Genomic DNA, 16273 nt, shown 5'->3' with positions numbered 1-16273 from the left:
CGGACTTCGTTCGGATGTCCTCAAACGCCGGACGGGCTGGTGGTCACGAAGTCGATGAGTTCCTCGACCCGGCCCAGGAGTTCCGGCTCCAGGTCCTTGTAGGACGTCACCTTCGACAGGATGTGCTGCCAGGCCGCGCCCGTGTTCTCGGGCCAGCCGAGCGCGCGGCAGACGCCCGTCTTCCAGTCCTCGCCGTGCGGGATTCGGGGCCATGCCGCGATGCCCACCGAGGACGGCTTCACCGCCTCCCAGACGTCGATGTACGGGTGGCCGGCCACCAGGACGTGCGAGCCCGTGACCGAGGCCGCGATGCGGGACTCCTTCGAGCCGGGGACCAAGTGGTCGACCAGGATGCCGAGGCGGGCGTCCGGGCCGGGAGCGAAGTCCGCGACGATGGCGGGCAGGTCGTCGATGCCCGAGAGGTACTCGACGACGACGCCCTCGATGCGCAGGTCGTCGCCCCAGACCCGCTCGACCAGCTCCGCGTCGTGCCGGCCCTCGACATAGATGCGGCCGGCCCTCGCCACCCGGGCGCGGGCCGTCGGTACCGCGACCGAACCCGATGCGGTGCGATCCCGGCGTACCGGAGCAGGGGCGGCCGGGCGGGTCAGGGTCACCACCTTGCCGTCGAGCAGGAAGCCGCGGGGGTCGAGCGGGAACACCCGGTGCTTGCCGAAGCGGTCCTCCAGCGTGACCGTGTTCGCCTCGCAGCGGATGACCGCTCCGCAGAAGCCCGTCGACACCTCCTCGACGACAAGGTCCGTCGTCGCCTCCACGGTCGGGACCGGCTTCGGCTTCTTCCACGGCGGGGTGAGGTCGGGGCTGTAGCTGCGCATTCGGCCGACGATAGGAAAAGGGTGGGCCGGTCGGGCTATGACACGCCGTGCAGTGCGGCGAGGGCGTCGCGCTGTGCGCGGACAAAGGCCGCATCGACCACTGAACCGTGCCCGGGGACGTAGCGCGCGTCCGGTCCGCCCAGCGCGAGCAGGCGGTCGAGCGCGAGGGGCCAGCGGGACGAGGTGGCGTCCGGGCCCGCCTGCGGTTCGCCCGACTCCTCGATCAGGTCGCCCGCAAGGAGGATCCCCGCGTCCGGGATCCAGGCCGCCATGTCGTACGGGGAGTGGGCGGGGCCCACGACACAGAGGCGCACCTCGCGCCCGCCTCCCAGGTCGACCGTCCACTCACGGGTGATCAGGTGGTGTGGGCGGATGACCACGTCCGTGGCCGAGGTCGCCTCGGATTCGGACAGGCCCTGGCGTACGGCGTCGAGGCGGAGTTCCTCGCGGCCGTCCGCGGCCAGGGCCTTCTCCATGCCGGCGGCGGCGTAGATCTGCGCTCCGGCGAACGCCCCCGTACCGAGGACATGGTCGAAATGCGGGTGGCTGAGGACGATATGGGTCACACGCCGGCCGCCGAGCAACGCCTGGACCTGTGTGCGGATCTCGGCACCCTCGCGCAGCGACGAGCCGGTGTCGAAGAGCAGCGCGCCGGACGGCCCGGCGACGAGTGCCACGGTCGCGTCCCACACCGGGAGCCGCCTGCGGCCGATCCCGTCGGCAAGCTCTTCCCAGCCGAACTCTTCCCAACTGAAGGTCATACCGTGACGCTAACCGCATCAGAGGTGGTCGGCCTTGCTAGGGCGCCTACCGACGGCCGTACACTGACCAGAAGCTTTGCTGGCACTCGTGCGTCATGAGTGCCAGACGGCCGGTTCGGGAACGACAGCTGGAGGTGCGCGGATGCTCAGTGAACGCAGGCTCGAGGTGCTGCGCGCCATCGTCCAGGACTATGTCGGCACCGAGGAGCCGGTCGGCTCCAAGGCGCTGACCGAGCGGCACAAGCTCGGGGTCTCGCCCGCGACCGTACGCAATGACATGGCCGCGCTCGAGGACGAGGGGTTCATCGCCCAGCCTCATACGAGTGCCGGGCGGATCCCGACCGACAAGGGCTACCGGCTCTTCGTCGACAAGCTGGCGGGCGTCAAGCCGCTGTCGGCTCCGGAGCGGCGCGCCATCCAGAACTTCCTGGACGGTGCCGTCGACCTCGACGACGTCGTGGGACGTACCGTGCGGCTGCTCGCGCAGCTGACACGGCAGGTCGCCGTCGTGCAGTACCCGTCCCTGACCAGGTCCACGGTGCGGCATGTGGAACTGCTCGCGCTCGCGCCCGCACGCCTGATGCTCGTGGTGATCACGGACACAGGGCGGGTCGAGCAGCGGCACGTCGACTGCCCCGCGCCGTTCGGCGAGGCCTCGCTCGCGGACCTCAGGGCCCGGCTCAACAGCAGAGTCGCGGGACGCCGGTTCTCCGACGTACCGCAGCTCGTCCAGGATCTGCCCGAGTCCTTCGACCGGGACGATCAGGGGACGGTGGCGACCGTGCTCGCCACGCTCCTCGAAACACTGGTCGAGGAGTCCGAAGAGCGGTTGATGATCGGCGGCACCGCCAATCTCACGCGCTTCGGGCACGATTTCCCGCTCGTGATCCGGCCGGTGCTCGAAGCGCTCGAGGAGCAGGTCGTGCTCCTCAAGCTGCTCGGCGAGGCCAAGGACCCGGGCATGACCGTACGTATCGGGCATGAGAACGTCCACGAGGGGCTCAACTCCACGTCGGTCGTCTCGGTCGGCTACGGTTCGGGCGGCGAAGCAGTCGCCAAGCTCGGCGTGGTCGGACCGACCCGCATGGATTACCCCGGAACGATGGGAGCAGTACGCGCAGTGGCACGTTACGTCGGACAGATCCTGGCGGAGTCGTAAGTGGCCACGGACTATTACGCCGTACTCGGCGTGCGCCGCGACGCTTCCCAGGACGAGATCAAGAAGGCCTTCCGGAGGCTCGCTCGCGAGCTGCACCCGGATGTGAACCCCGATCCGAAGACCCAGGAGCGGTTCAAGGAGATCAACGCCGCTTACGAGGTGCTCTCGGACCCGCAGAAGAAGCAGGTCTACGACCTCGGCGGCGACCCCTTGTCGGCCTCCGGCGGCGGTGGCGCGGGCGGCTTCGGACAGGGCGGGTTCGGAAACTTCTCGGACATCATGGACGCGTTCTTCGGTACGGCGTCCCAGCGCGGGCCCCGTTCCCGTACGCGCCGTGGCCAGGACGCCATGATCCGGCTCGAGATCGAGCTGGACGAGGCCGCGTTCGGGACCACGAAGGACATTCAGGTCGATACGGCCATTGTCTGTACGACGTGTTCCGGCGAGGGCGCCGCTCCCGGCACCTCCGCGCAGACCTGTGACATGTGCCGCGGTCGCGGTGAGGTCTCGCAGGTCACGCGGTCCTTCCTCGGTCAGGTCATGACCTCGCGGCCGTGCCCGCAGTGCCAGGGCTTCGGGACCGTTGTTCCGACCCCGTGTCCGGAGTGCGCCGGCGACGGTCGCGTACGGTCGCGGCGGACCCTGACCGTGAAGATCCCGGCCGGTGTCGACAACGGCACGCGGATCCAGCTCGCCGGCGAGGGCGAGGTGGGCCCCGGTGGCGGTCCCGCCGGCGACCTCTACGTCGAGATCCACGAGCTGCCGCATCCGGTGTTCCAGCGGCGTGGTGACGATCTGCACTGCACAGTGACCATTCCGATGACGGCGGCCGCGCTCGGCACGAAGGTGCCCCTTGAGACGCTCGACGGACTGGAAGAGATCGACATCCGGCCCGGCACCCAGTCCGGGCAGTCGGTTCCGCTGCACGGCCGTGGTGTGACACATCTGCGCGGCGGCGGTCGCGGTGACCTCATCGTGCACGTCGAGGTCATGACGCCGTCCAAGCTCGACGCCGAGCAGGAGCGGCTCCTTCGGGAGCTGGCGGTGCTGCGCGGTGAGGAGCGGCCCACCGGGCAGTTCCAGCCGGGGCAGCAGGGCCTGTTCTCGCGGCTGAAGGACGCCTTCAACGGGCGCTGAATTCCGTACGTATGACGAGCTCGGTTCCTCCCTCGGGAGGGGCCGAGTTCTTCGTGTGCGGGACGGGGGACGGCTCGATTTAGCCGGGAACGGCGGACGTGGCACGATGCCGTCATGTCCACCGCACTGACCGATCTCTGCCCCCATCCGATCGTGCAGGCCCCCATGGCGGGTGGCGCCTCCTGCCCTTCGCTGGCCGCTGCCGTGTCCGAGGCCGGCGGGCTCGGTTTCCTCGCCGCCGGGTACAAAACCGCCGACGGGATGTACCAGGAGATCAAGCAGCTGCGCGGGCTGACCGGGCAGCCGTTCGGCGTGAATCTGTTCATGCCGCAGCCCGAGCTCGGCGACAAGTCCGCGGTCCTGGTGTACGCCGCGCAGCTCGCCGGTGAGGCCGCCTGGTACGAGACCCCGCTGGGCGACCCGGACTCCAATCTGGACGACGGCTTCGACGCCAAGCTGGCGATCCTGCTCGACGATCCGGTGACGCTCGTCTCCTTCACCTTCGGCTGCCCGAGCCGCGATGTGCTCGACGCGCTGGCCCGCGTCGGTACGTACAGCGTCGTCACCGTCACCTCGCCCGAAGAGGCGCAGGCCGCGCAGTGGGCGGGCGCCGACGCGGTGTGCGTACAGGGCATCGAGGCCGGCGGCCACCAGGGGACGCATCGCGACAATCCGGAGACGGACGGCGCGGGGATCGGTCTCCTTTCCCTGATCACGCAGGTGCGCGAGACCGTACAGCTGCCGATCATCGCCGCGGGCGGTCTGATGCGCGGCGGGCAGATCGCGGCGGCGCTCGCGGCCGGGGCGGACATGGCGCAGCTGGGCACGGCGTTCCTGGTGTGCCCGGAGTCCGGCGCCAATGTGCTGCACAAGCAGGCCATGACCAACCCCTTGTTCGTACGGACGGAACTGACCCGCGCCTTCTCCGGGCGGCCCGCCCGTGGCCTGGTCAACCGGTTCCTGCGCGAGCACGGGCCCTACGCACCGGCCGCGTATCCGCAGGTGCACCACCTCACGAGCGGGCTGCGCAAGGCCGCCGCGAAGGCCGGGGACGCGCAGGGCATGGCGCTGTGGGCCGGTCAAGGGCACCGGATGGCAAGGGAGTTGCCCGCGGGGCAGCTGGTCGAGGTGCTCGCCGCCGAGTACCGGTCCGCGGCCGCCTCGCTGGGTGCACGGGGTGCGGCGTGACCGCCCCTGTGTTCGTGGTCGAGTCCCTCGAAGGGGCCGGGCCCGGTGTCGTGCTCACCCTGGACGGGCCCGAGGGCCGGCATGCCGTATCCGTGCGCAGGCTGGGGGCCGGTGAGGAGATCGTGCTCACCGACGGGCAGGGGCGGGCGGCGGCCGGGACCGTGCTGCGTACGGAGGGCAAGGACACGCTGCTCGTCGAGGCGTTCGAGTTTCCGGTGGAGCCCGAGCCGAGTCCGCGGATCACCGTCGTGCAGGCGCTGCCGAAGGGCGACCGCGGTGAGCTCGCCGTCGAGATCATGACCGAGACGGGGGTCGACGGGATCGTGCCGTGGGCCGCGTCGCGCTGCATCACGCAGTGGAAGGGCGAGCGGGGGGCCAAGGCGCTGAACAAGTGGCGGGCGACGGCGCGGGAGGCGGGGAAGCAGTCGCGGCGGTTGCGGTTCCCTTCGGTCGCCGAGCTCGCCACCACCAAGCAGGTGGCTGCGGTTCTGGCTTCGGCCGACTTCGCCGCCGTACTGCATGAGGAAGGCAGCGAGCCGCTTGCCTCGGCCTCGTTGCCCTCGGCCGGGTCGATCGTCCTGGTCGTCGGGCCCGAAGGGGGCGTGTCCCCGCAGGAGTTGGAGGCGTTCGCCGCCGCGGGTGCGAAGCCGTATCGGCTCGGGCCGAGTGTGCTGCGGACGTCGACGGCCGGGACGGCGGCGGCGGCGCTGCTGCTGGGGCGGACCGGGCGCTGGGGATAGGGTTCGGGGTTTTTTCCCGTAAGAACCTGTCTCCGAGGATCGATGGGGGCTGAACGCGAATGGTGCACCGCAGCGGTGCCGACGTGGAGGAGTTCTGTGCCCGCGTGAGGGGTGCGGCCGACGCCGCGTACGAGTGGCGGCGTACGGAACGGGGCTTCGACCTCACCGTGGAGGTCCCGGAGCCGTCGCCGTACAGGCAGCGGCGGCACACCTATGAGGTGGTGCTGCGGCCGGAGTTGAACACCTGCACGATCACCGACGTCGTCCGTATGCGGCAGCGCGGACCGGCCGGGCAGTGGGGGTCGACGGTGGAGCGGGGCCGCGCCCGCTACCGCGTGTTCGGCGCCGCCATGGACGGTTCGCGGCGACGGTCCTTCAACTCGGCCGACGGACACCGGCTTGTCCGGGCCGTCGCCGCGGAACTGGGCTGGCAGGAGCAGGCGCCCGCCTCCGCCCGGGTGGCGAAGATCCTCGGGTACGCCGGCGGTGGGATCGCGGCCGCTGTGCTGATCGCCCTGGGGATCGTGTTCCTGGCCGGCGGGTTCTCCTGAGCGCCTGGCGCCGGCCTCGACTCACCGGCCTCGACTCACCGACCTCAACTCACCGACCTCAACTCACCGGCAGGAACTGGTCGTAGAAGCGTGTCTTGACCGCCAGCGACCGCTCCTCCTCCGCGCGGAAGGCCGCCGCGGCCGCACCGGGCTCCGCGCACGTGAGCAGGGAGTGCAGCCGGTGCGCGAGCTTGTCCGCATGCGTCGTGGAGCGAAGAGAGACCGTCGCCAGGGGATGCGCCTTCGCGTCGTGCAGCAGATGCGGGTAGTAGAAGCGTGAGCGGTTGCGTCCGTCCTCGGTGAGCAGCGGGCCGATCCGGGGCCACAGCTGGACGTATTCGGTGGAGACCAGGATCTCGCCCCAGAAGCGCAGGATGGTGAGCAACCGCAGGTCGGCGTCCTCGTGCTCGCCCGCCTCGGCGATCAGCGTGAACGCCGCGGTCACCGCCTCCAGCGTGGCCGGAGTGGGCCTTGAAGCCGCCAACTCGTCCCGCGAGACGCCCAGTCGGAGCATGTCCTCGATCATGTCCTCGCGGTGCGAGCGGGTGGTGCCCGTCCCGCCCGGATACTCCTCGCGCAGGATGACCCGGGCGATACGCAGCGCCTCGTTGTCGCGCAGCAGATCGATCGCCAGGTCGTAGGCCGGAGTGAAGGCGAGCGACACGAAGCGCCGCTGGAGCAGGATCTGCTTGAGGCCGTCGTCGGAGAGCCGGGCGGTGTCCGCGAGGACCGGATGCGCTCGGTACCGGGCGATGAGATCGTCCTCGAAGGCGTCGAGCGCCTCGATTCCCCGCAGTGCGGTGGGCTGGTGCATGGTGGTGCGGCCTTTCGGTGGGACGCGCCGGTCAGGCGCCGGTATTGGTGAAGTCCATGAGGTTGATCGAGAGCTCCCAGTCGTCCAGGTCGACGGTCCTGCCCATGCGCCACAGGGTGTCGAACTCGCGCTGCACCTCGGCGCCCCGCACCGACTCGGTGCCGTGGATCTCGGTCTGCGGGGAGTCGATGGCGAGCCCGCTGTGCACGAAGGAGCTGACCAGGTAGCGGCTGTCGGCCCGGTACACGGCCATGGACGGCAGCGAGTTGTAGACACGTACCTCCAAACGCCTCTGGGCCCGCACGGGCAGGCGCGCGTGGAGCTGCCCCAGGTCACTGAGGTTGCGCTCGATATCCGCTCGGACGTCACGGTTCTCGGCCGCGGTTCCGCCCGCCTCGCGCAGCACCTCCTGGCGCAAGGAGACGACGGAGGACGTCGGGAGCAGCAGCAGGATCCGCACCCTCGCCTCGTTCCGGCTGATGGCTTCCTGGCATTCGTCGAGCAGGGAACGGAGGTTGGGGATGAAGGTCTGAAGGACCGCGACCTCCTGGCGGGCCTCACGCACCAGCGCCTTCACATGGGTGGCGGGAAACTCCGGGTGCACCTGGACCACACCGCCGTAGTGCAGATCCTTGAGGCGCTCCGCGGTGGCCTCGACGTCCAGGCGTTCCAGACGCCGGTCGACGTTGTCGAGCACCTCGAAGCGCCGTACTTCCAGGAGCAGGAACACCGTGACGGAAGTGAGGATCAGCAGGGTGACCATCTGGATGCCGTTGGGTGCGACCTCGTCGAGCAGCCCCAGGACGTCGGCCAGGATCGTCAGCGGTCCGGCCGCGGTCGTCACGGCGAGACCGATCTTCTCCGCTTGGTGGCGTACGGCCATGGCGGCCTCCTGTCCCCGGCGCGTGCGGTCCGCGCGAGAATGGCGCCGAGTGTGCCTCGGCGGTCCGTTCGGGCAACAGCTTGCACGACAAGGTGCGTGCTTCACACAGGAGTTATGGTGAATCGGCCATTCCGTAAGGTTCAGGCCATGGGTGGTGTGACGGCTACTTTCCGGGACGGCAGTCGCAGGTCGGCGGATACACGGTCACCGTCGTCGTCACCGTGACCGTCGGCTGCGGGCCGTTCCCGTTCCCCGGTGGACGTGAGGTCGGCTTGGCGTCCGCGCAGTTGCCGAGCACATCGGCCTGCAGCACGGTCTTGCCCGCGACCTTCGCGGTCAGATCACCCCGTACGCAGGCACCGCTGCGCTCCTCGGTCACCTTCCCGGTCAGGGTGATCTCGCGGCCGTCCTTGGTCCTGCCTTCGCAGTCGACCGTCGCGACGCTGCGTACGGAAGGGGACTTGGCGGAGTCCGGGGTGCCGCCGCCCTCGCCGAAGGACGAGGTGCAGCTGAGCCACTGGACGTCGATGCCCTTCTTCTCCAGGGCGTCGGTGCCCTTCTGGTCCGTGGTGATCGACACACCGACCGTGCTGAGCTGCCCGTCCAGGGGCGAGCAGGCCGCAACTCCCAAGGCCACGGCCGCCACCGCCCCGGTCGCCGCCAAGACCCGGCGATCACGTAAACGCCTCAATGCGCCCATACGAGACAGGTTCCCACTGTGGCTCCCGGAGCGGTAGAGGCCCTGCTTAAGGTGTGGACGTGACGCAGCCCTCGAATCCTTCGTATCTTCGATTCCCGCACGTCCGAGGCGAGTTGGTCGCCTTCACCGCAGAGGACGACGTCTGGATCGCACCGCTGGAGGGCGGTCGCGCCTGGCGGGTCAGTGCCGACAACATGCCCGTGAGTCATCCGCGGATATCCCCGGACGGCCGCCACGTCGCCTGGACCTCGTACCGGGACGGTGCGCCCGAGGTGCACTACGCGCCCGTCGACGGCGGGCGGGCGGAGCGCCTGACGCACTGGGGCAGCAACAAGACCTCGGTCCGCGGCTGGACTCCCGGCGGCGGCGTCCTCGCCGTCACCACCCACGGCCAGGCCTCACTGCGCCGCCAGTGGGCCTGGGACGTCTCGCTGGACGGCGGGCCCGCGACCCGGCTGCCGTACGGGCCGGTCGGCGATGTGGCCTGGGGGCCCGACGGGCAGGTGCTGCTCGTCTCCGTGTCGATGGGGCGCGAGGCCGCGTACTGGAAGCGCTACCGCGGTGGCACGGCGGGGAAGCTGTGGATCGACACCTCGGCCGACGGGACCGGTGAATTCACCCGTGTACACGAGGAGTTGGACGGGAATCTCGAGTACCCGCTGTGGGTGGGGGAGCGGATCGCGTTCCTGTCCGACCATGAGGGCGTCGGAGCGCTTTACTCCTCGCTGCCGGACGGATCCGGGCTCACGCGGCACACGCCCGAGGACGGCTTCTACGCCCGCCACGCGGCGACCGACGGACAGCGGGTCGTGTACACAAGTGCCGGTCGGCTGTGGGTCGTCGACGCCCTGGACGGCAGCGAGCCGCGGCCGCTCGACGTCCGGCTCGGCGGGCAGCGGGTGGATCTGCAGCCGCACCCCGTCAAGGCGGATCGTTTCCTCGGCGCGACCGCCCCCGACCACACGGGCCGGGGCAGCGCCGTCTCCGTACGCGGCTCGATCCACTGGGTGACCCACCGCGAGGGACCCGCCCGGGCGCTGGCGTCCACTCCCGGGGTACGGGCCCGGCTGCCGCGGACCTTCCGGGTCAGCGGCGAGGAGCACGTCGTCTGGGTGACGGACGCCGAGGGCGAGGACGCCCTGGAGTTCGCGCCCGCCGCCGGGGTGGCCACCGGTGCGTCCGTACGACGGGTCGCCGCGGGGCAGTTGGGGCGGGTGCTCTCGCTCGCGATGGCCCCCGACGGCAGCCGCGCCGCCGTCGCCGCGCACGACGGCCGGGTGCTGCTCGTCGACCGCGAGAGCGGCGAGGTGCGCGAGGTCGACCGCAGCGAGGACGGCGACGCGACCGGTCTTGTCTTCTCGCCCGACTCGGCCTGGCTCGCCTGGTCCCACGCGGGCCCGTCCCCGCTGCGGCAGTTGAAGCTCGCCAACACCGCCGACCTGTCCGTCACCGAGGCGACACCGCTGCGCTTCCGCGACTTCTCACCGGCCTTCACGCTCGACGGCAAGCACCTCGCGTTCCTCTCCGAGCGCTCCTTCGACCCGGTCTACGACGCCCATGTCTTCGACCTCGCCTTCGTCGGCGCCTGCCGTCCGCACCTGATCACGCTCGCCGCGACCACCCCGTCCCCCTTCGGACCGCAGCGCCACGGCCGCCCCTTCGAGTCCACCGAGAAGAGCGAGGAGGTGCCGGGCGACGATCAGCCCGCGACCCGGATCGACCTCGACGGACTCGCCGACCGCATCATCGCCTTCCCCGTCGAGGCCGCCCGCTACTCGACGCTGCGCGCCGCCAAGGACGGTGTCCTGTGGCTGCGCCACCCGGTACGCGGCGCACTCGGCGTCTCCCGCGCCACCCCCGACGACCCGGGCCCGCGTACCGACCTGGAGCGCTACGACCTCGCACAGCAGCAGATCGAGGAACTCGCCTCCGACGCCCACCACTTCACTGTCACCGGCGACGGCAAACGCGTCCTGCTGCACACCGGCGATGTCCTGAAGGTGATCCCCAGCGACCGCCGCCCCTCCTCCGACGACAGCAGCGACTCCAACATCACCGTCGATCTGACCCGGATCCGCCAGCAGATCGAACCGGCCGCGGAATGGCGGCAGATGTACGAGGAGACCGGCCGCCTGATGCGCCAGAACTTCTGGCGCCCCGACCTCGGCGGCATCGACTGGGACGGTGTGCTCGACCGCTACCGCCCGGTCCTCGAACGCGTAGCCACCCACGACGACCTGGTCGACCTCCTGTGGGAGGTGCACGGCGAACTGGGCACATCGCACGCGTACGTCGCCCCGGGCGGCGGCTACGGCTCATCCGATACACGCCAGGGCCTGCTCGGCGCGGACATCTCCCGGCACGAGGACGGGCTGTGGCGGATCGACCGCATCCTGCCCTCGGAGACCTCCGACCCGTACGCCCGCTCCCCGCTCGCCGCGCCCGGGGCGGCGGTCCGCCCGGGCGACGCCCTGGTGGCCGTCGACGGGCGGCCCGTGGATCCGCTGCGCGGTCCGGGCCCGCTCCTGGTCGGCTCGGCCGGCAAGGCCGTCGAACTCACCGTCTCGCCGTCCGGCGGCGGCGACGTACGGCACGCGGTCGTCGTCCCGCTGTCCGACGAGGAACCCCTGCGCTACCACGCCTGGGTCGCCGACCGCCGCGCCTACGTCCATGAGCGGTCGGGCGGCCGCCTCGGCTATCTCCACGTCCCCGACATGCAGGCACCGGGCTGGGCCCAGATCCACCGCGACCTGCGCGTCGAGGTCGCCCGCGAGGGCCTGGTCGTCGACGTGCGCGAGAACCGCGGCGGCCACACCTCCCAGCTCGTCGTCGAGAAGCTCGCCCGCCGCATCGTCGGCTGGGACCTGCCGCGCGGCCGCCGCCCGTTCAGCTATCCGGCGGACGCCCCGCGCGGCCCGGTGGTCTCGGTCGCCAACGAGTTCTCCGGCTCGGACGGCGATATCGTCAACGCCGCGATCAAGGCCCTGGGCATCGGCCCCGTCGTCGGCGCGCGCACCTGGGGCGGCGTCGTCGGCATCGACAGCCGCTACCGCCTGGTCGACGGCACGCTCGTCACCCAGCCCAAGTACGCGATCTGGCTGGAGGGTTCCGAGTGGGGCGTCGAGAACCACGGAGTGGACCCGGACATCGAGGTGGTCACCGCCCCGCAGGACTACGCGGCGGGGCGCGATCCGCAGCTGGACACGGCGATACGGGTGGCCCTCGAGGCGCTGGAGGCCACCCCGGCCAAGGCGCCGCCGGCGTTGCCGGAGCTGGCGTGAGCGCCTGCGTCCGCACCTCCGTCGCCCGCACGGATAGCATGCTCCCGGACCGATCGCCGACCCTCAGGAGACCCGACCGTGGCTGGTGAACCGCAGGCCGACTGCCTGTTCTGCAAGATCGTGGCGGGCGAGGTGCCGGCCACCGTCGTACGGGAGTCGGAGACGACCGTCGCCTTCCGGGACATCAACCCGCAGGCGCCGACGCACGTCCTGGTGATCCCCAAGGTGCACCACCCGGACGCCGCCTCGCTCGCCGCCGCCGAGCCCGCGATCGCCGCCGATGTGCTGCGCGACGCGGGCGAGGTCGCGGCCGACGAGAAGCTGGACAGCTACCGGATCGTGTTCAACACCGGCTCCGGGGCCGGTCAGACGGTGTTCCACGCGCACGCCCACGTGCTCGGCGGGCGTGGTCTGCAGTGGCCGCCCGGGTAGCGGCCGGCACGGAAGAGAACGGTCAAGTCTCCTTGTCCTCAAGGGAATTCGTGGTGCTCGGCACCGCGAGCCAAGTGCCCACGCGGCACCGCAACCACAACGGCTATCTGCTGCGCTGGGACGGCGAGGGCATCCTCTTCGACCCGGGCGAGGGCACCCAGCGGCAGATGCTGCGGGCCGGGGTCGCCGCGCACGACCTCAACCGGATCTGCGTCACGCACTTCCACGGCGATCACTCGCTCGGACTCGCGGGCGTCATCCAGCGGATCAACCTCGACCGGGTGCCGCACCCCGTCACCGCGCACTACCCGGCGAGCGGACAGCACTTCTTCGAGCGGCTGCGGTACGCGACGGCCTACCGGGAGACCGTACGGCTCACGGAGGCGCCGGTCGCCGAGGGCGGTGTGCTGGCCGAGACGTCCGCGTACCGCCTCGAAGCCCGGCGGCTCTCGCATCCCGTCGAGTCCTTCGGGTACCGGCTCGTCGAGCCCGACGGGCGGCGGATGCTGCCCGAGCAGCTGCGGGCCCGCGGGATCACGGGCCCCGACGTGGGGCGGCTGCAGCGCGACGGTGTGCTCGGCGATGTCTCGCTCGCGGACGTCAGCGAGCTGCGGCGCGGGCAGCGCTTCGCCTTCGTGATGGACACGCGGCTGTGCGACGGGGTGGGGGAGCTGGCGGTCGGGTGCGATCTGCTGGTCATCGAGTCGACCTTCCTCGACGAGGACGTCCGGCTGGCCGAGGACCACGGGCACTTGACGGCCGGGCAGGCGGCGACGGTCGCCCGGGAGGCCGGGGTGCGGCATCTCGTACTGACGCATTTCTCGCAGCGGTACACCGACCCGGGGGAGTTCGAACGGCAGGCGCGGGCTGCCGGGTTCGAGGGGGAGCTGACGGTGGCGGCGGATCTGACGCGGGTGGCTGTTCCGAAGCGGCACTGAAGAAACGGGTGGCTGTTCGGAAGCGGCACTGAAGAGAGGCGCCCGTCAGCGCCACTGGGCCGCGCCGGACGCGCGCGGCGCCGCCGACTCGATCTTCGTACGGATCTCCCGCATCACGGCCACGATCCGCAGCTCGTGCTCCTCGGTCAGCCGCGCCAGCGGCACCGAGCAGCTGATCGCGTCCACGGCCGGCTCGTCGTAGCGCAGCGCGAAGCCGAAGCCCGCGATGCCGAGGACGCTCTCCTCACGGTCGATCGCATAGCCGCGCGCCCGCACCTCGGCCAGCTCGGCGGCCAGGGCGTCGGCGCTGGTGTGGGTGTTGGCCGTGAGCTGGGCCAACTCACCCCGCGGCAGCCGCTGTTCCACGGCTTCGGCGAGCAGCGCCTTGCCAAGGGCGCCCGCGTGGGCGGGCAGCCGGCGGCCCACGCGCGAGAACGTCCGCAGATACTCATGGGATTCGCGGGTGGCCAGGTACACCACGTCCGCGCCGTCGAGGCGGGCCAGATGGATCGTCTCGCCGAGCGCCTCCGAGGCCTCGTCGAGATACGGCCGTACGACGCGTACCCGCGGATCGCTGTCCAGGTAACCGGTGCCGGTGAGGAGCGCGTGGATGCCGATGCCGTACAGCGAACCCGTGGTGTCGGTGCGCACCCAGCCGCGGTCGATCAGCGTCTGAAGCAGCGCGTACATCGAGCTGCGCGGCACCCCCAGCTCCTCGGCCAGCTCCCGCAGGCGCGCGGGACGGTCACCGCGCGCGGCGAGCACTTCGAGCAGCTCGACGGTGCGCGCGGCGGACTTCACCTCGCGTACGCCTGCGGGGGTCTCGGACGGGGGTTCGGCCGGCGGCATGTCGGTGATCGTAATCCGTGGCCGTCGGTCTCCCGGCCGCTCTTGGCCGTCGGCCTCCTGTCCACCCTTGCTCGTCAGACGGTGAAGACCGGGCCCCAGATGTCGTAGGCGCCTTCCCACAGCTTGATCTTCACGTCGGTCGTCTCGGCGATCGAGAGGTCGCAGTAGCGGTCGGGGTTGCCGGTGCTGGTGTCGTCGAAGCAGACCCCGCCGACCTTCTCCCACTCGCCGCGGACCTTGCGGTACGCCTGCGCGCGGGCCGCGTATCCGTCCGCCTTGTAGTCCCGTACCCGCAGGGTCTCCCCATGCGGCTCCATACAGGCGCCCGCCACCTTCTCGCCGTCGCCGGCGGGGATGCGCATGATGACATTGCCCTCGCACTCCGTGTGATGGGCGGACGCGGCCCCCGGTGTGAACGCGAGCATCAGCGCGGCGATCGGAGCGGCGACGGCGGCCTTGCGTATCGGACCATTCAGCATCTGCGGTTCTCTTTCGTCGGCATGAATTGATCTCAACTCAGCCGACGCTACGGGAAGTTGACGATGCGGTGAAATCATTTGATCTCCCCGCGCGTCACACCGCCGCCCGCTCCAGAATCCGCAGGGCCACCGCGGGGGAGTCCACCAGCGGATGCAGGGCGAGCGCCCGCAGCGCCGCGTCGCGGTCCTTGAACACGGCCGCCTCGATCGCCGCCCGCTCCACCGCCTTGAGCTGCAGCATCAGCCCCAACTCGGCCGCGCCCAGCGGTGCGCAGGGCAGCGGGCGGGCGCCGGAAGCGTCCACTTCGCAGACCGTCTCGACGACGGCGTCGGCCGGGAGTTCGGGCACGGTCCCGTTGTTGCGCACGTTGAGGATCAGCCGCGCGCCCGCACCCGAGGACAGCGCACGCATCAGGGCCAGCGCCACCTGGTCGTAACCCCCGCCGTCCAGATCGCACGCGTCCCGCTCCCAGCCGCCGCTCGCCGCACGGGACTCCGCCATGTACGTGGACTCGCGCTCGCGGCGGGTCGCCTCCCACAGGTCGTACGCCTTCGACGGGTCGGCGGACGCGCGGCCGAAGAACCCGCCCTGCTGCTGGTCGAGGAACTCGCCCCGGGTCTCGGCCGCTTCGGCGACGGAGGCGAGGGTCTCGCGGCGGAAGTAGTAGTAGTGCAGATACTCGTTGGGCAGCGAGCCGAGGGCGCGCAGCCACGTCGCGCCGAAGAGCCTTCCCTCCTCGAAGGAGCCGAGCCTTTCCGGATCGGCGAGCAGTGCGGGCAGCAGGTCCTGGCCGTCCGAGGTGGTCAACTTCCGCAGCCAGCCGAGGTGGTTGAGGCCCACATAGTCGTACGTGACGTCCTCGGGGTCCGCTCCCGCGGCGCGCGCCGCACGGCGTACGAGGCCCACCGGCGAATCGCAGATGCCGATCACGCGGTCGCCGAGCACCGAGGCCATCGCCTCGGTCACCATGCCCGCCGGATTGGTGAAGTTGATGACCCAGGCGCCGGGCGCGAGCTCCTTGACGCGCTCGGCGATCCGCAGCGCCACCGGGATCGTCCGCAGCCCGTAGAGCACCCCGCCCGCGCCGACCGTCTCCTGGCCGAGCACCCCCTCGGCGAGCGGGACCCGTTCGTCGCGCACCCGGCCCGCGGTGCCGCCGACGCGGATCGCCGAGAACACGAAGTCGGCGCCGCGCAGCGCGTCGTCCAGATCGTCGGCGATCCGCAGCGCAGGACCGTCCGCGCCAAGCCCCTCGATCACGGACCGCATCACGTCGAGCCGCGTACGGTCCGTGTCGTACAGCGTCAGCTCGCGCACCTCGGACCCCACCAGCGCCCCGTACACCAGCGGGACGCGGAATCCGCCGCCACCAAGAATCGTCAGCCTCATGCCACGGAACGTATCGCAGGAGAATGTCAGTGCCCTGGGGCAGACTGGCCGGATCTGCAGGCACATCTCGTACGGAGCACCTGGTGAGCGCTATCGACGGCATGCGGCCGGACGGCGGCGGGGGCCGCCTGGGGC

The 16273-nt window shown here is 71.0% G+C and carries 16 protein-coding genes; 8 read left to right on the top strand and 8 right to left on the bottom strand.

Translation table 11 applies throughout. The annotated features are described in order from the left end of the window. Positions 1-20 precede the first annotated feature (20 nt). Positions 21-836 (bottom strand): DUF3097 domain-containing protein, encoded by an 816-nt coding sequence (locus G6045_RS18985; protein WP_165333185.1) that lies wholly within the window; start codon positions 834-836, stop codon positions 21-23. A 35-nt stretch (positions 837-871) separates the two neighbouring features. Beyond that, entirely contained in the window at positions 872-1597 is a 726-nt protein-coding gene (locus G6045_RS18980) for an MBL fold metallo-hydrolase (protein WP_165333184.1), read from the bottom strand. A gap of 142 nt (positions 1598-1739) precedes the next feature. On the opposite strand from G6045_RS18980, the gene hrcA reads away from it, so the two are divergent. From hrcA to G6045_RS18955, 5 genes are all read left to right on the top strand, one after another. Next, on the top strand, positions 1740-2756 hold the full coding sequence (hrcA, locus tag G6045_RS18975) for a heat-inducible transcriptional repressor HrcA (RefSeq protein ID WP_165333183.1): 1017 nt from the start codon (positions 1740-1742) through the stop codon (positions 2754-2756). Further along, positions 2757-3893 carry a molecular chaperone DnaJ gene (dnaJ, locus tag G6045_RS18970; RefSeq protein ID WP_165333182.1) on the top strand — a complete coding sequence of 379 codons (1137 nt, stop codon included), beginning with the start codon at positions 2757-2759 and terminating at the stop codon, positions 3891-3893. Between the two features lie 114 nt (positions 3894-4007). After that, positions 4008-5081 (top strand): nitronate monooxygenase, encoded by a 1074-nt coding sequence (locus G6045_RS18965; RefSeq protein WP_165333181.1) that lies wholly within the window; start codon positions 4008-4010, stop codon positions 5079-5081. After that, on the top strand, positions 5078-5821 hold the full coding sequence (locus G6045_RS18960) for a 16S rRNA (uracil(1498)-N(3))-methyltransferase (protein ID WP_165333180.1): 744 nt from the start codon (positions 5078-5080) through the stop codon (positions 5819-5821). Before G6045_RS18965 ends, G6045_RS18960 begins: the two co-directional genes overlap by 4 nt. Before the next feature lie 59 nt (positions 5822-5880). After that, positions 5881-6372, top strand: a complete 492-nt coding sequence (locus tag G6045_RS18955) for a hypothetical protein (RefSeq protein ID WP_165333179.1) — start codon at positions 5881-5883, stop codon at positions 6370-6372. Between the two features lie 58 nt (positions 6373-6430). Here G6045_RS18955 and G6045_RS18950 read toward each other — a convergent pair whose 3' ends face one another. The 3 genes from G6045_RS18950 to G6045_RS18940 form a co-directional block, all read right to left on the bottom strand. Continuing rightward, positions 6431-7186 (bottom strand): hypothetical protein, encoded by a 756-nt coding sequence (locus G6045_RS18950; RefSeq protein ID WP_206343903.1) that lies wholly within the window; start codon positions 7184-7186, stop codon positions 6431-6433. 31 nt (positions 7187-7217) lie between these two features. Next, a complete protein-coding gene (locus tag G6045_RS18945) occupies positions 7218-8069 on the bottom strand; it encodes a DUF1415 domain-containing protein (RefSeq protein ID WP_165333178.1) in 852 nt (283 codons plus the stop codon). Between the two features lie 163 nt (positions 8070-8232). After that, a complete protein-coding gene (locus tag G6045_RS18940) occupies positions 8233-8706 on the bottom strand; it encodes a hypothetical protein (RefSeq protein WP_328707824.1) in 474 nt (157 codons plus the stop codon). A gap of 116 nt (positions 8707-8822) precedes the next feature. On the opposite strand from G6045_RS18940, the gene G6045_RS18935 reads away from it, so the two are divergent. From G6045_RS18935 to G6045_RS18925, 3 genes are all read left to right on the top strand, one after another. After that, positions 8823-12050, top strand: coding sequence for a S41 family peptidase (locus G6045_RS18935; protein ID WP_165333176.1), 3228 nt, complete (start codon positions 8823-8825; stop codon positions 12048-12050). 78 nt (positions 12051-12128) lie between these two features. Further along, entirely contained in the window at positions 12129-12482 is a 354-nt protein-coding gene (locus G6045_RS18930) for a histidine triad nucleotide-binding protein (protein ID WP_165333175.1), read from the top strand. 32 nt (positions 12483-12514) lie between these two features. Continuing rightward, positions 12515-13420 carry a ribonuclease Z gene (locus G6045_RS18925; protein WP_165333174.1) on the top strand — a complete coding sequence of 302 codons (906 nt, stop codon included), beginning with the start codon at positions 12515-12517 and terminating at the stop codon, positions 13418-13420. Between the two features lie 45 nt (positions 13421-13465). Here the strand turns inward: G6045_RS18925 and G6045_RS18920 are convergent, their stop codons facing one another. The 3 genes from G6045_RS18920 to G6045_RS18910 form a co-directional block, all read right to left on the bottom strand. Next, on the bottom strand, positions 13466-14269 hold the full coding sequence (locus tag G6045_RS18920) for an IclR family transcriptional regulator (protein WP_165333173.1): 804 nt from the start codon (positions 14267-14269) through the stop codon (positions 13466-13468). A 74-nt stretch (positions 14270-14343) separates the two neighbouring features. Then, positions 14344-14748 (bottom strand): hypothetical protein, encoded by a 405-nt coding sequence (locus tag G6045_RS18915; RefSeq protein ID WP_165333172.1) that lies wholly within the window; start codon positions 14746-14748, stop codon positions 14344-14346. A gap of 94 nt (positions 14749-14842) precedes the next feature. Then, positions 14843-16138, bottom strand: a complete 1296-nt coding sequence (locus tag G6045_RS18910) for a 6-phospho-beta-glucosidase (protein WP_165333171.1) — start codon at positions 16136-16138, stop codon at positions 14843-14845. Positions 16139-16273: the final 135 nt, after the last annotated feature.

The organism is Streptomyces mesophilus (assembly GCF_011044995.1).
Taxonomy (GTDB): Bacteria; Actinomycetota; Actinomycetes; order Streptomycetales; family Streptomycetaceae; genus Streptomyces; species Streptomyces mesophilus.
Note: the sequence above shows the minus strand (reverse complement) of the source record. Positions and strands in the feature narration are given on the sequence as shown.